Consider the following 13,990-nt stretch of genomic DNA (forward strand, 5'->3'; position numbering starts at 1 on the left):
CCCTTCGCCGATCAACGTGGTTCCTGCAGGAGACGGCGCAGCGCGTGCTGGAACCGGCCGGCCAGCTCGCGCACGTCCCCGGTGGTGAAGGACTCGGCCTCGGCCCGCAGCACGCCGCGGATGTTGCCGACCGTGCCCCAGGTGAACTCCCACAGCGCGGGCAGGTTCGCCCAGCGTGGCGCGATGGGCCGGGGCGAGGTGCGCATCCCCGGCAGCGGCAGGTCCGGGAGCACGGTGTCGACGTTGACCACGTGCACGAGCAGCGGGTCGGCGCCGGGCCCGCGCGGGAGGCCGGCGGCCCGCAGGATGGCCGGGTAGGGCACGTCCTTGTGGGCCAGGGCGGCGTCCATCGACTCCGCGTGGACCCCGGCCAGGCCGGCGCCGCCCAGCCCGGCCGGCCACGTGGTGCGCACGGGCAGCGTGTTGATCAGCGGGCCCACCGTGGCCTGCGACGACGCGGTGTCGCGGATGGCGGCCGGCAGTCCCACGACCGACTCGCGCCCGTCGCCCGCCACCGCGACGCTCACCGCGGTGAACAGCACCGCGGCCGGCGACACCCGCGCGGCCCTGGCCAGAGCCCGGACGCCCCGGGTGTCGTCGGCGTCGAGCTCCAGGTCGGCCGCGTCGAACAGGCCGCGCCGCTCGTCGCCCGGCTCGGCCCGCGGCCGCGGCGGGACCGTCACGCCGCGCAGCCGTTCCCGCCACCACGCGGCGTCCCAGCTCTGCTCCTGCTCCCACGCGGCGTGGTCGAAGAAGTCCGGCGCGGGGCCGAGGTCCGGCACGGCGCCGCGCACCGCCGCGCCGTACGCCTCGCCGAGCTCGCGCAGCATGAGCGCCAGCGACCAGCTGTCCCCGGCGACGTGGTGGACGGCCAGCCCGAGGGCGTGCTCGTCCGGGGAGTCCGACACCAGCACGGCCCGCACCGGCGGCTCGTCGGCGAGGTCGAACAGCGTGTCCCACAGCCCGGCCAGCTCGGGCGCGCCCGCCCGTGCGGGGCCGGTCACCCGGCGCAGGCCGGGGAGCCTCCCGGTGTACGGGAGGGCGACCTCGCCGTCGTAGGTGGACGACAGGACGGGATGCCGGCCCATGACGTGGTGCAGCGCGTGTTCGAGCGCTCCGGCGTCCACGCGGCCCGTGATGGAGAAGCACACCGGCATGGTGTACATCGGGCGGCCGGTCAGGGCCTCCTGCACCAGCATGGCCTGCTGCATGCCGGTCAGCGGTCGGGCGGCGGGCACGAGATCACGCCCTCACGGCGTCCGCGGCGCGCAGCACCTCGCCGGCCCACCCCGCGAAGCTCGTGGCGCGCAGGCACCGGCCCGGGCCGATGTCGGCGCCGGTCACTTCGCGGACCCGCGCGGTGACGCGGAGCGCGAGCAGCGAGTGCCCGCCCAGCGAGACGAAGTCGTCGTCGTCGTTGATCTGGTCCATGCCCAGCGCCACCCGCCAGATCTCGCGCAGGACCTCGCGCGGGGAGCCGTCCCCGCCCGGGACGACCGCGGTCTCGGGCGGCAGGTCCGGCGGGGGCAGGTCGCGGCGGGACACCTTGCCGTTGGGCAGCCGCGGCAGGTCCTCCAGGAACACGACGTGGCCGGGCCGCATCGCGGGCGGCAGCAGGGCGGCGGCGTGCCGGTGGATCTCGCGGGCCGTCAGGAGCTCCGGAGGGCGATTCGCGCCGCCGCGGGCCGGAGATGGCGGTGCGGCGACGAGGGCGTCCGTCGCGGCCGGCAGGTGCGGCCCGTGCCGCTCGGTCGCGCGGTCGGTGGCCCTGGTGGCGTACACGTAGCTGACGTCGGCGTCGCGGCCGACCATCCAGTCGTGCTGGGTGTGCACCGTGAACCCGGCCTCCTTCAGGGCCGCCACGATCGGCGGTCCCGCGACGGTGCTGTGCTCGACCTCCAGGCAGACCTGCCGCACCCGCGCCCAGTGGTCGGGGCGGACGCCGCCGAGCACGCCGCCCTCCGCGCCCTCGACGTTGATCTTCAGCAGGTCCACCCGGTCCACGCCGTTCTGGTCGAGCACGGTGGACAGGTCGAGCGTCTGGACCGTGTACGTCGTGCCGCGCAGCCGGTCCTCGGTGTCCCGCCGCAGCTCCGCCATCTCGGCGGCCGGCACCGTGGCGGCGTGCGCGAGGTGCGACCGGACCAGGCCGGCCGCCTCCGCGCCGCGGTCCGCGCCGAGGCCGGACAGGTACGTGAGGCCGGGGAACGAGGTCAGCGTGGCGGTGCCGGCCCGGTCGGTGACCGCGACCGGGACCACCTGCGCGCGCACGTCGTTGAGGTCGAGGTTGACGCGCAGGTACGGCAGCACGTCCGGGTTGGGCTCCACCGCCACGACGCGCACCCCGGGGGCCTGGTCGTGCGCCCACAGGGCGAACAGCCCGACGTTCGCCCCGACGTCCACGACCGTGTCGCCGGGCCCGATGCGGATGCCGAACCGCGCGTACTCGTCCTCCTCGAAGATCTGGCGGTACAGGAACATCGTCTCGTCGGGGGACGGCGTGGCCATCGGCCGGCCGTTCGGCAGCCGTATCCGCCGCAGCCCGTCGACCACGGGCGAGTTCGGCCGCCGCGCGGCCACGTACGCGACGAGCTGGACGCCGCCCGCGCCGTCGGGCACGCCGACGACGGCGGCGTCCCTGACGAGGGGATGCCGGCGGATCGCGCTGCTCACGCCCTCGGGTTCCACCCGGACGCCGCGCACCTTCACCTGGTCGTCGATCCGGCCGCGGAACTCCAGGTAGCCGGCCGGGGCGAGCCGGACCAGGTCGCCGGTGCGGTAGATGCGGCCGGGGCCCCACGGGTCGGGCAGGAAACGCCCGGCGGTGAGCGCGGCGTCGTCCAGGTAGCCGGTCGCCACCCCGGTGCCGCCGATCCACAGCTCGCCGGTCCGCCCGGCGGGCACCGGGGCGAGGTTCTCGTCGAGCACGTGGCAGGTGACGCCGTCGATCGGCCGTCCGATGGGGGCGATGGTCCCGTCGAAGGGCTCCCCGGCGTCCCACGTCGTGGCGTTCACCGACGTCTCGGTCGGCCCGTAGAAGTTGACGACGCGGCAGCCGAGCATGCCGCGCAGGCGCCGGACCAGGCCCATGTCCAGGGCCTCGCCGCCGCAGAACACCCGCCGCAGCGAGGTGCAGTACCGCAGTTCGTCCTCGTCCAGCACGTAGCGCAGCACCGAGGGGATGAAGTGCGCCGTGCTCACCTCGGCCTCGCGGATGAGCCGGACGAGGCCGCGGCTGTCGAACTGCAGGCCGGGCGGGGCGATGACGAGGGTGCCGCCGGCGACGAGCGGCGCGAAGATCTCGTGGATGGCGGCGTCGAACGCGGTGGAGGCCTTGTGGAGCACCCGGTCGCCGGCCTCGAAGGCGAAGACGCGCTGCCCCCACTCCAGCCGGTTGACGAGGCCGGCGTGGTGCAACACCACGCCCTTGGGCCGGCCCGTCGATCCGGAGGTGAACAGGATGATCGCCGGCTGGACGTCGGCGGCCGCTCCGCGCCACACGTCGCCGGGGGCCACCGGTCCGAGGTGGGCGCGGTCCTCGTCGAGGCGCAGCCAGGGCGCGGCGCCGGCGTCGGCGGGCGGGGCGTCCCCGGTGTGCAGCACCACGCGGGGCCGGGCGGCGGCGCACATGCCGTCGAGCCGGTCGAGCGGGAACTCCGGATCCATGGGCACCGCGACCGCGCCCATGGTGGTGACCGCGAGCAGGGAGGTCACGTACTCGGCGGACCGCGGCAGGTAGAGGCCGACCCGGTCGCCGGGGCGCACGCCCGCGGACCGTAACTGCCTGACCGTGCGGCCGACCCGGTCCCACATGCGCGGGTAGGAGATCTCGCCGTTCACGTCGATGATCGCGGCGCGTCCCGGATCGTCCGCCGACGTGGTCCCGATCAGGTCGGGCAGGTATACGGGCGGCACCTCACGACACCCTTTCCGCGACCGCCGCGAGCGCCATGCGCGGCACCTCGGCGACGCAATATCCGGACATTTCATGAACCGTTGGGCGGTGCGGCGTGTCCGAGGCGGCGCCGATGCGCGCCAGGTACGCCGAATGGTCGAAGATCTCCTCCAGCAGGCGCCAGGAGGACTCCTTCTCTCCGGCCATGACCTGGTGGATGCCGTACATGTCGGCGACGTAGTCGCACATGCGGCGGCGCGCGGTCTCCGGGTCCCGTCCCCGCACCACGAGCGGGTCGTAGACGTCCACCACACGCACGCCCGCCGGCAGTCGCTGGAACAGCGCCACCATGTCCTCGCGGGAGAAGTGCCGGTAGTCGTGGCCCGCCGCCGAGTGCGGATGCACCAGTTCGGCGAAGAACCGGGCCATGGGGCTGGCCTCGTCGAAATCGTGGATGACCACACGTCCCCCGGGGCGGGTGACGCGGAGCGCCTCCGCCATGGCCCGGGGCCGGTCCGCGGGGGCGATGTGGTGGGTGCCGTAGGCCAGCAGCACCGCGTCCACCGACGCGTCGCGCAGGAAGAGGTAGTCGGCCGCCTGGCGCACCGCGGGAAGGCCCATGGCCAGCGCCCGTTCGACCATCGTGCCGGAGATGTCGCCGGTCAGGACGGTCGGCGCCGCCGCGGTCCCGCCGGCGTTCTCGGCCACCGCGCGCGCGATCAGGCCGTCGCCGCCGAGCACGTCGAGCACCGTAACGTCGCCGGTCGCGCCGGCGGGCGTGGCGAGCCGCAGCAACCGCCGGGCCCCGGTCCACCGCACCGACACGTCCTGCTGCGCCTTGCGGTAGGAATCGCCCCGGCCGCTCGCGTCGGTCTCGAACTCGTTCACCGTGGACACCAGGGCCGACAACCGGTCGGCCGACCGCATCCGCGCGTCGTCCAGCCTCGCGCGCAACTCCGGGTGGCGGACCGCCACCATGCGGAGGTATTCGTCAAGGGAGGCGGACGGAAGATATCGGTCCTTGGCCGGTGATCGCACAGCGGTTTCCAGGCGTGAGTTGACGGTCATGAAGCGCGGCTCCTGCTCGCTGGAGAGAACACCGGTCTACTCCGCGGGCCGCCGGGCGGATTCGTCCAGGGCGCGCGCCAGACTCGCCGGGCGCAGGTCGGTCCAATTGCGCTCGACATAATCCAGGCAGTCGGTTCTCGATCCTTCGTGGACCACGTCCCATCCCGCGGGAACGTCCACGGAAGGCAGCCAGAGAGAATGCTGACGCTCGTGGTTGACGAGGACCAGGAACGCACCATCGACATGGTCGAAAGGGTTTTCCGGCACACTGAGCCCCTTTGGCAGGAATAGGTGGGTCGGCCGATCGGCGGCCCGCGTCACGGAGCCCGTCCGGCGACGCGAACGGAGCGGGTCAGCCGCCGGCCACGAACATGCGGCCGCCCGGCATGCGGTGCGGCACGGACGTGACGTCGGTGTAACCCGCGCGGCGGAACAACGCCAGCCATTGTTCTTCGGTGGGCAGCCGAACGTTCATCGACGTCCCGTGCAGATAGGTGAAAAGCGCGCTGAAGGCCCGTTCCCGGGACGCGGGCACGTACGGCACCGCGTCGGTGACGATCAGGCGGCATCCTTTCGCCGTCGCCTCCCGGCAGGCGCGCAGGACCGCCGTGAACGTCTCGGGGTCGCCCACGACGTCGTGCATGACGAAACCGGCGTGCACGACGTCGGCGTCCCGCACCGGCGAGGGGTCCTCCACCAGCGACTCGATCTTCCGGTTCACCACGGTGAGGCGGTCGGCCACCCCGGCGCGCCGCGCGGCGCGCCCGGCCTCCTCGCAGGCCGCGGCGCTCATGTCGATCGCGGTGCCGACGCTGTCCGGGAGCGTGCGCAGCAGGTGGATGAGCAGGCCGCCCACGCCCGCGCCCAGGTCGGCCACCTTGGCCGGGCGGAGGTTCACGATCTCGGAGAAGGCGCGGGGATAGAAGCCCTGCGACCCGACCCAGCGCGACGACGTCGCCACCCATCGGCCGTCGCGGTCGTACTTCCTGGCCGCCCCGCCGGGATCCCTGAGAAACTCCGGCGCGTTCTCGATGTACGGCCGGTTGGCGTTCATGGCCCACAGCACGTACCCCGCCTCGTACCTGCGGTCGGCCATGTCAGGGCTGGGCTGGAACCGCTCGGAGTCGCCGACGCGATCGATCAGTCCCGCGGCCAGCAACGCGTTCACGAATTCGGCGCAGTTTCCCGCGGGAGCCGCCGCCGCGGTGGCGACGTCCTCGATCGTGAAAGGCTCCGCCCGGTCCAGCAACGGGGATATTCCGATTTCCTCCGCGATCTCCAGCAGAGCGGCGACCGCCGCCAGATCCGCGGCCGTCTCACCGGGATGAATGGATTGGTCGATGCTCATTGGTCGCTCCAAAGTCAAGGGCTGCGTCCAAAAAGAGGAGTATCGGCAGGGGTGTACCGGGTGGTGCCATCGTCAGGCCTGCGCCGCCGTCCAATCAAGTAATCCCGTACCGCGATAAGAACGCGGCGGGCGTCGCGCGGACGAAGCGTCCGCCGTTCACGGCGCGCTGTCGCCGCCTCGGCGCGTTGGCTACCGTCGGAACCGACTTGGGATGAGGAGGATTCATGGGAAAGCCGCGTTTCCGCTCTATATTCGATGGTCTGCCCGCCTATGAACCGTCGAGAGCCGTTCGGTCGGCGGCGGGCGATTCTCACCTTCTCGCGGCGAACGAGTCCCCGCACGAGCCGCTCACCGACATCGTCGCGGCGATCACCGAGGCGGCCCGGACGATCAACCGCTATCCCGATTTCGGCGGGACGGAACTGACCGCGCGGATCGCCCGGGCGCACGGCGTCACCGAGGACCGGGTGGCACTGGGCGCCGGTTCCGTCGCCCTGCTCCAGATGCTCCTCCAGGCCGTCGCCGACGCCGGCGCCGAGGTGATGTACGCGTGGCGGTCGTTCGAGCTGTATCCGGTGCTCGCCGACCTCGCCGGCGTCCGCGGCGTCCGCGTCCCGCTGGTGGACGAGCGCCCCGACCTGAACGCCATGGCCGACCGCGTCGGGGAGAACACCCGGCTCATCCTGGTCTGCAATCCGAACAACCCGACCGGCACCCTGCTCGGCCACGACGACCTGCGCGCGTTCGCCGACCGGGTGCCCGCGGACCGCCTGATCGCGGTCGACGAGGCCTACTTCGAGTACGTGCGCCACCCCGGGGCGCGCAGCGCGATCGCCCTGACCGCCGACCGTCCCAACGTCGTCGTGCTGCGCACCTTCTCCAAGGCCTACGGGCTCGCGGGCCTGCGCGTCGGATATCTCGTGGGCCCGCCCGACGTCGTCGCCCTGCTGCGCAAGGCCTACCTCCCCTATTCGGTGAGCGCCGTGGCGCAGGCCGCGGCGCTGGCGGCGCTGGCCCGTCAGAAGGAGCTGTTCTCGCAGGTCGACGAGGTGGTCGCCGAACGGGCGCGGGTGCACGGGGAGCTGGCCGCCGCGGGGTGGGCCGTGCCGCGCAGCGAGTCCAACTTCCTGTGGCTGCGCATGGGCGCCGCCGCCGGCAAGTTCGGCGACCGGTGCGGCGACGCGGGGGTCGCGGTGCGGGTGTTCCCCGGGGAGGGGCTGCGGGTGTCGATCGGATCGCCCGCCGACAACGACGCGTTCCTGGCCGCGGCGGCGGCCTGGCGGGCGAAGAGCCCGTCACCGGAGGCCGACGGCCCGGCGAGGGTGTCCAACTGCTGACATCTGCAGTTGGACACCGTCAGGTCGTCCAACCGCGGACGTCGGCGGCCGGACACCCCGCCCGTCGTGTCACGCGCTCGGCTGGCTCGCCGCCTGGCTGCTGACCTGGTCGGCCAGCCGGGCCCAGTCTTCGGCGCACGATTTGGCGAGTTTCGCCACCTGCTGCACCCGGTGGCTCGGCACGGCGCGCAGAATGTCGTCCCACTCCCGCACCGCCACCTGGGAGAGCTCCAGCCAGCGCAGCAGCAGCCGGCCGCCCGCCGAGAAGCGCAAGGACGGGTCCCGGCGCAACGCGTGGACGAGGGCCACCTGTTCGTCGTGGGACGCCAGCCCGTTCGGGATCCGCCCGACGACCCGGCCCGGTTGCGCGCGCGCATGGCCGGCGTCGTGCCGGGGGCGGCCGCCACCGCCGGACCGGGTGCGACGGCTCTGCGGCACCGGATCCTCGCCGCGCTCCACCCGGTTCCGCACGTCGCGCACGGTCTCCGGCGAGATCCCCGCGATCTTCGCGATCTCGCGCAGCGACGCGTCCGGCCGCTCGGCGACCAGCCAGCCGGCGAGCTTGCGGCCGCTGGCCGCGTCGACCGGCCGCGCGCGCCCGTCGCGTCCGAGCCGTACCTCTCCCGCCCTCCGCAGGGAGTCGCTCGCGGACCGGATCTCGGCCACCGTCTTCGGCGACAGCCCGACGACGGCGGCGATCCGCCGGTCGGACCAGTCCGGGTGGGACGTCATGATCCTCGCGGCGGCGGTCCTGCGCTCGGCCGCGGACAGAGGCAGTCCGTGTCTGACGTTCTCCTCGACCGCCCTGACGAACGCGCTGTCCTCGCTGCCCTCGAAGAACCTGACCTCGACGGTGTCCCTGCCGACCAGCTGCGCGGCGCGCAGCCGGTGCATGCCGTCGATGACCCGCATGGTGCTGCGGTGGACGATTATGGGGGGCAGTTCCTCGACGACCTCCATCAGCCGCCGGGCATGCGTGACGTCCACCCCTGTTAATCGCGGACCGTCCCCCACCGCCAACAGCTCGATGGGCACCGAATGAGTATTGCTCTTATCCGCTCCCTCGCCCGATCTGAGCTCGCTCAACTTCCGCTCCTCCCCCGTCGACCATCTGCGTGGAAACGTCAGGCCACCTCCCGGCGTATGGCGCGCGAGAAGAACACCGCTCGCGATCGGATCGTCTTCGCGCGCCGAAATCATCTATTGGGTTGGCGTCCGGGGATCATTCAACTAAGGGTTCGACCCCCATCGTCAATGGCAGCCGTGACGAAGACGAGCGCCCTCCACCGCGTGGGCCCCGTACCATTGAATTCGGAAGATGCCCCGCAGAGAGGGCATTACCCGCGGCGTGTCAGCCGAACGTGCCGCGGCACCTCAATGTGCGCTCGTCGCCCTCGATCACGGACCGGCTCCGAAACCGAGGCGGGAATCGGAACACCATTCACGAGTCGCACTCACATTGTCGTCGGCCTTTGCTCGAACACCGGGCCGGAGCTGCCTGCACGACTGCGGGGCCGACGCTGCATGACAACTCCGATCGTCTCACGAAGGCACGCGGAACGGTTGTTAGTCGTTGATCAGCAAGATCTGATTATTGCGGAGTGTCCGGATGACTACAACCTCGACTGGACACCCTTTAGGGTTGGTCAGGATGCCGACCTTCACCGGCTTTGGTGCGACCGCTTTGGGCGCCGGGGCCGCCGTCGTGACACCACCGCGTGCCGTGGCTCTCACAGGTTGGCGACCAGCACCTCCGGGCGCTCGACACAGTCGGCGACGAAGCGGAGGAACCCCCCGGCGACTCCCCCGTCGCAGACCCGGTGGTCGAACGTGAACGACAGTTGCGTGACCTTGCGGAGCCTTATCTCGCCCTCGTGCGCCCACGGCCGGTCGATGATCCGCCCGACGCCGAGCATGGCGGCCTCGGGATGATTGATGATCGGCGTGGAGCCGTCCACCCCGAAGACTCCGTAGTTGTTGAGGGTGAACGTCCCCCCGGTGAGCCGCCGCGGCGTGAGGGCGCCCGCGCGGGCCTGCTCCGTGCGCTCCCGCAGCCGGGCGGCGAGCTCGGTCAGGGTGAGGCGGTGCGCGTCGTGCACGACCGGGACGACGAGCCCCCGGTCGGTCTGCGCGGCGAAGCCCAGGTTGATCCGGGGCAGCCGCACGATCTCCTCGCGCTCGGTGTCCACGTAGGCGTTGAGCTCGGGGAACTCCCGCAGGCCCGCCACGCAGATCCGCGCGAAGAGCGCGAGCATCCCGACCCCGGCGTCCGGGCGGGCCCGGGCGATGCCGGCCTTGAGCTCCACCAGGGCGGAGGCGTCGACGTCGACCCAGGTCGTCGCGTCGGGGATCTCGCGCCTGCTCCGGGCGAGCTTCTCGGCGACGGCCCGCCGCACTCCCCGCAACGGGACCCGCACCGGCTCCCCCGCCTCCTCCAGCACCGAGGGCCCGGCCTGCGCCGGCACCACGGCGTCCGGCCTGCCCTTAACGGGCACCACGGCGTCCCGTGCGGTCTGGGCGGTCTGGGCGGTCTGGGCGGTCTGGGCGGTCTGGGCGGACGCCGCGGCGTCGATGTCGCGGCGGAGCACGACGCCGCCGGGACCGCTGGGGGTCAGCCCGGCGAGGTCGACGAGACGCTCGCGCGCCAGGCGGCGTACGACGGGAGAAATGACCCGCGGCACCTCCGCCCGCACCGGCACGCCGGCCGCCGCGGCGGGCCCGGACGACGCAGGCGAGACGGCACCGGACGGCGCGGACGATGCCGTACCGGACGAATGGAACGAGCGGGCCGATGGGGACGACGCAGCCTTGGTGCGGCGCGCGGCGCGGCGGCGGGATCGGCGTGCCGGGCCGGTGCCGTAGCCGACGAGCACGTTGCCCGAGCCCGCGCGTTCCTCTTCCCGGTACCGCTCGTCCTTCCCGTCCCGCTCCTCCTTCCCGTCCCGCTTGCCGGCGGTCGTCACCGCGATGAGCGGCTCGCCCACGCCGACGACCGACCCCGGCTCGCCGTACAGCCGTGCGACCGTCCCGGCGACCGGGACCGGCACCTCGACGGCGGCCTTGGCCGTCTCGACCTCGACGACGATCTGGTCGACGGTGACGACATCACCGGCGGCCACCCGCCATTCCAGGATCTCGGCCTCCGTCAGTCCTTCCCCGAGGTCGGGCAGCCGGAAGATCTGCTCCGCGCCGGACGCGTTCACGCCACACCTCCGGCCAGGAGGTAGCGGGTATCCGGCTCGTCGTCGCGCTGCAGGCGGTCCAGCGCGTCCAGGATCCGGTCGACGCTCGGCAGGTGGTGGTGCTCCAGCATGGGCGGCGGGTAGGGGATGTCGAACCCGGTCACGCGCAGCACGGGCGCGAGCAGGCTGTGGAAGCAGCGCTCCTGCACCCGCGCGGCGATCTCGGCGCCGACGCCGCCGAACCCGGCGGCCTCGCTCAGCACCACGCACCGGCCGGTGCGGCGCACCGACGCGACGACGGTGTCGTCGTCGAAGGGCACGATCGTGCGCAGGTCGAGGACCTCCAGGTCCCAGCCTTCCTCCGCCGCGGCCTCGGCGGCCTCCAGGGCCACCGGCACGGCGGGCCCGTAGGCGACCACGGTCGCGTCCGCGCCGGGGCGGCGGATCGCGGCGCGGCCGAAGGGCTCGGTGCGCGCCGGCAGCGCGACCTGCGCCTTGGACCAGTACAGCTTCTTGGGCTCCAGGAAGATCACCGGGTCGGGGTCGTCGATCGCCTCGCGCAGCAGCGAGTACGCGTCCGCCACCGTGGCGGGCGTGACGACCTTCAGCCCCGGCGTGTGCGCGTAGTACCCCTCGCTGGAGTCGCAGTGGTGCTCGACCCCGCCGATCCCGCCGGCGTAGGGGATCCGGATGACGATCGGCAGCTCGACCCGGCCGCGGGTGCGGTTGCGCATCTTGGCCACGTGCGAGGCGATCTGTTCGAAGGCCGGGTAGGCGAACGCGTCGAACTGCATCTCGACCACGGGCCGGAAGCCGCCCATGGCCATCCCGACGGCGAAGCCGACGATCCCGGACTCGGCGAGCGGCGTGTCGAAACAGCGGTCCTCGCCGAACTTCGCGGTCAGGCCGTCGGTGACGCGGAAGACGCCGCCGAGCGGGCCGACGTCCTCGCCGAAGACCAGGACGCGTTCGTCGCCGTCCAGGGCGTCCCGCAGCGCGGCGTTGAGCGCCTGCGCCATCGTCGTACCGGCCGCCGGGGTCATGCCGGCACCTCCTCGGCCTGGAGTTCGGACCGCAGGAGCGCGCGCTGCTCGGCCAGTTGCGGCGTCGGCTCCCGGTAGACGTGGGCGAACAGGTCGAGGGGGGCGAGGTCGGGGTCGGCGTTCATCCCGGCGCGCAGCCGGGCCGCGACCTCCTCGGCCTCGGCGGCGATCGCGGCCGCCTCGTCGTCGCCGAGCCGCCCGCTGCGGCGCAGGTACGCCTTCAGGCGGGCGATCGGGTCGCGCCGCCGCCACTGTTCGGTCTCCGCGTCCGCGCGGTACCGGGTGGCGTCGTCGGCGTTGGTGTGCGGTTCCAGGCGGTAGGTGTGCGCCTCGACGAGGAACGGCCCTCCGCCCGAGCGCGCGTGCGCGACGGCGGCGCCGAGCACGGCGAGCACCGCCACGGCGTCGTTCCCGTCCACCTGCTCCGACCGCACGCCGTACCCGATGCCCTTGTACGCCAGGGCGGGCGCCGCGGTCTGCCGCTCCAGCGGCACCGAGATGGCGTACCTGTTGTTCTGCACCAGGAACACCACCGGCGCCCGGAACACGGCGGCGAAGTTCAGCGCCTCGTGGAAGTCGCCCTCGCTGGTCGCGCCGTCGCCGACGAAGACGAGCACGACGCGGCCGCTCCCCTTGCGCCGTTCGGCGTAGGCGAGACCGGCGGCGTGCACGGTCTGGGTGGCCAGCGGCGTGCACTGCGGCGCGACGTGGTGGCGGTGCGGGTCGTAGCCGCAGTGGGCGTCGCCCCGCAGCAGCGAGAGGACCTCGACCGGGGGGATGCCGCGGGTCACCAGCGCGACCGACTCCCGGTAGGTGGGGAACAGCCAGTCGCCGTCGTCGAGGGCGAGCACGGCGCCGACCTGGCACGCCTCCTGCCCCCGGCTGGAGGGGTAGACGGCGAGGCGGCCCTGCTTGGTGAGCGCGGTGGCCTGGGCGTCGAAGCGGCGGCCCACGACCATGCGCCGGTAGGCCCGCAGGAGCAATTCCTGATCGGGTTCGGGGTAGGGGTGACGGCCGCGCGCGGGCGTGCCGCCGTCGGTCAGGAAGCGGACCGGCCGCTCCGAGGGAAGCAGCGGCCCGGGGCGGCCGCCCTGGTGTCGATCCGTCATACGGGCACCGACCTCCTTGCTCGGCCATCTGGGTAGGAATATGAGCCAATACGGCCATATGTCTCAAGAGCTGGGATAAAGTCGGGATATTTGGCTCTGAGAGGCTGTTCTGATGGACCATCTGTCGTTCCCCGCGTTGCCGGACGCCGATCCGGCGGGACGATCGGCGGCGCTCGACGACGTCGACCACGCGATCCTGCGCGAGCTGAGCGCCGACGGGCGCATGTCGATGCGCGCCCTCGCCGAACGCGTGCGCGTCTCCCGGTCGAACGTCTACGCGCGGGTCGAGCGCATGGTCGAGGACGGGGTCATCACCGGGTTCACCGCCCGCATCGATCCGGCCCGCGCCGGGCTCGGCCTCACGGCGTACGTCCTGGTCACCATCGACCAGAACGCGTGGCGGACGGTGTCCGGCACGCTGTGCGACGTGCCCTATGTCCAGCATCTGGCGTTCGTCGGCGGCGACGTGGACCTCATCATGCTGGTGCGCGCGCCCGGCACCGCCGCGCTGCGCGACATCGTCCTCGCCAGGATCCACGCGGTCGAGGGCGTCCGCTCCACCCGCACCTGGCTGGTCTTCGAGGAGCAGGCCGGGCCGCTCGCCCCCGGGGGAACGGCGTCGCACGACGCCGTCTGAGCCGTCCGGCGAGCGCTCGCGGGGCGGGGGGTGAAGGGGTCAGGGGCCGCTGATGCGCCAGGGGGACTGGGGGTGGGTGGCGCGGGCCTCGGTCCGGACCTGGAGGGCGTAGGTGGGGCGTTCACCGGCGGAGACCGGGCCGAGGTAGGCGTGGCCGGTCAGGTGGCACCAGGCGGGCAGGTCGATCGGCGCGGCCGGGTCGGTGGCGATCAGATGCACGACGGTGCCCGCGGGCAGCTCCGCGACCAGACGGCGCAGCTCGATCAGGAGTTGGACGCAGCGGCGGTCGCCACCATCCATCACCACGGGCGCGCCGCCCTGCCCGGCGGTCATGCCGCGGCCCCGGCCGCCAGGCGGCGCGTCGTACGACG

12 protein-coding genes are annotated in these 13,990 nt (G+C 73.1%); 2 read left to right on the top strand and 10 right to left on the bottom strand.

Annotation, left to right across the window (positions count from 1 at the left end; all coding sequences use genetic code 11):
• Positions 1-11 precede the first annotated feature (11 nt).
• The 5 genes from BJ982_RS05580 to BJ982_RS05600 form a co-directional block, all read right to left on the bottom strand.
• Positions 12-1,238 (bottom strand): condensation domain-containing protein, encoded by a 1,227-nt coding sequence (locus BJ982_RS05580; RefSeq protein WP_184877203.1) that lies wholly within the window; start codon positions 1,236-1,238, stop codon positions 12-14.
• Between the two features lie 4 nt (positions 1,239-1,242).
• Positions 1,243-3,915 (bottom strand): amino acid adenylation domain-containing protein, encoded by a 2,673-nt coding sequence (locus BJ982_RS05585; protein ID WP_203959288.1) that lies wholly within the window; start codon positions 3,913-3,915, stop codon positions 1,243-1,245.
• A gap of 1 nt (position 3,916) precedes the next feature.
• Positions 3,917-4,963 (bottom strand): class I SAM-dependent methyltransferase, encoded by a 1,047-nt coding sequence (locus BJ982_RS05590; protein ID WP_184877207.1) that lies wholly within the window; start codon positions 4,961-4,963, stop codon positions 3,917-3,919.
• Between the two features lie 36 nt (positions 4,964-4,999).
• Positions 5,000-5,230: an MbtH family protein gene (locus BJ982_RS05595; RefSeq protein ID WP_184877209.1), complete on the bottom strand. Its 231-nt coding sequence runs from the start codon at positions 5,228-5,230 to the stop codon at positions 5,000-5,002.
• Between the two features lie 85 nt (positions 5,231-5,315).
• The gene (locus tag BJ982_RS05600; protein WP_184877211.1) at positions 5,316-6,311 is read right to left on the bottom strand and encodes a class I SAM-dependent methyltransferase; all 996 of its coding nucleotides are present in this window, start codon (positions 6,309-6,311) and stop codon (positions 5,316-5,318) included.
• A 224-nt stretch (positions 6,312-6,535) separates the two neighbouring features.
• Between BJ982_RS05600 and BJ982_RS05605 the strand changes: the two genes are divergently transcribed.
• Complete coding sequence (locus BJ982_RS05605) at positions 6,536-7,648, top strand: histidinol-phosphate transaminase (protein ID WP_184877213.1); 1,113 nt, start codon at positions 6,536-6,538, stop codon at positions 7,646-7,648.
• A gap of 69 nt (positions 7,649-7,717) precedes the next feature.
• Here BJ982_RS05605 and BJ982_RS05610 read toward each other — a convergent pair whose 3' ends face one another.
• The 4 genes from BJ982_RS05610 to pdhA all read right to left on the bottom strand — a co-directional run bounded on the left by BJ982_RS05610 (position 7,718) and on the right by pdhA (position 12,982).
• Positions 7,718-8,683 (bottom strand): ParB/RepB/Spo0J family partition protein, encoded by a 966-nt coding sequence (locus BJ982_RS05610; protein WP_239123289.1) that lies wholly within the window; start codon positions 8,681-8,683, stop codon positions 7,718-7,720.
• A 695-nt stretch (positions 8,684-9,378) separates the two neighbouring features.
• Complete coding sequence (locus BJ982_RS40270) at positions 9,379-10,851, bottom strand: dihydrolipoamide acetyltransferase family protein (protein WP_184877217.1); 1,473 nt, start codon at positions 10,849-10,851, stop codon at positions 9,379-9,381.
• Positions 10,848-11,873 (bottom strand): alpha-ketoacid dehydrogenase subunit beta, encoded by a 1,026-nt coding sequence (locus BJ982_RS05620; RefSeq protein ID WP_184877219.1) that lies wholly within the window; start codon positions 11,871-11,873, stop codon positions 10,848-10,850. Before BJ982_RS05620 ends, BJ982_RS40270 begins: the two co-directional genes overlap by 4 nt.
• Entirely contained in the window at positions 11,870-12,982 is a 1,113-nt protein-coding gene (gene pdhA, locus BJ982_RS05625; RefSeq protein ID WP_184877221.1) for a pyruvate dehydrogenase (acetyl-transferring) E1 component subunit alpha, read from the bottom strand. The genes BJ982_RS05620 and pdhA overlap by 4 nt, the downstream gene beginning before the upstream one ends.
• A gap of 112 nt (positions 12,983-13,094) precedes the next feature.
• On the opposite strand from pdhA, the gene BJ982_RS05630 reads away from it, so the two are divergent.
• The gene (locus BJ982_RS05630) at positions 13,095-13,619 is read left to right on the top strand and encodes an Lrp/AsnC family transcriptional regulator (protein ID WP_184877223.1); all 525 of its coding nucleotides are present in this window, start codon (positions 13,095-13,097) and stop codon (positions 13,617-13,619) included.
• Positions 13,620-13,658: 39 nt separating this feature from the next.
• On the opposite strand, the gene BJ982_RS05635 is transcribed toward BJ982_RS05630, so the two are convergent.
• Positions 13,659-13,952, bottom strand: coding sequence for a sulfurtransferase TusA family protein (locus tag BJ982_RS05635; RefSeq protein WP_184877225.1), 294 nt, complete (start codon positions 13,950-13,952; stop codon positions 13,659-13,661).
• Between the last annotated feature and the right edge of the window lie 38 nt (positions 13,953-13,990).

Origin of the sequence: Sphaerisporangium siamense, from assembly GCF_014205275.1 — a bacterium.
Taxonomy (GTDB): Bacteria; Actinomycetota; Actinomycetes; order Streptosporangiales; family Streptosporangiaceae; genus Sphaerisporangium; species Sphaerisporangium siamense.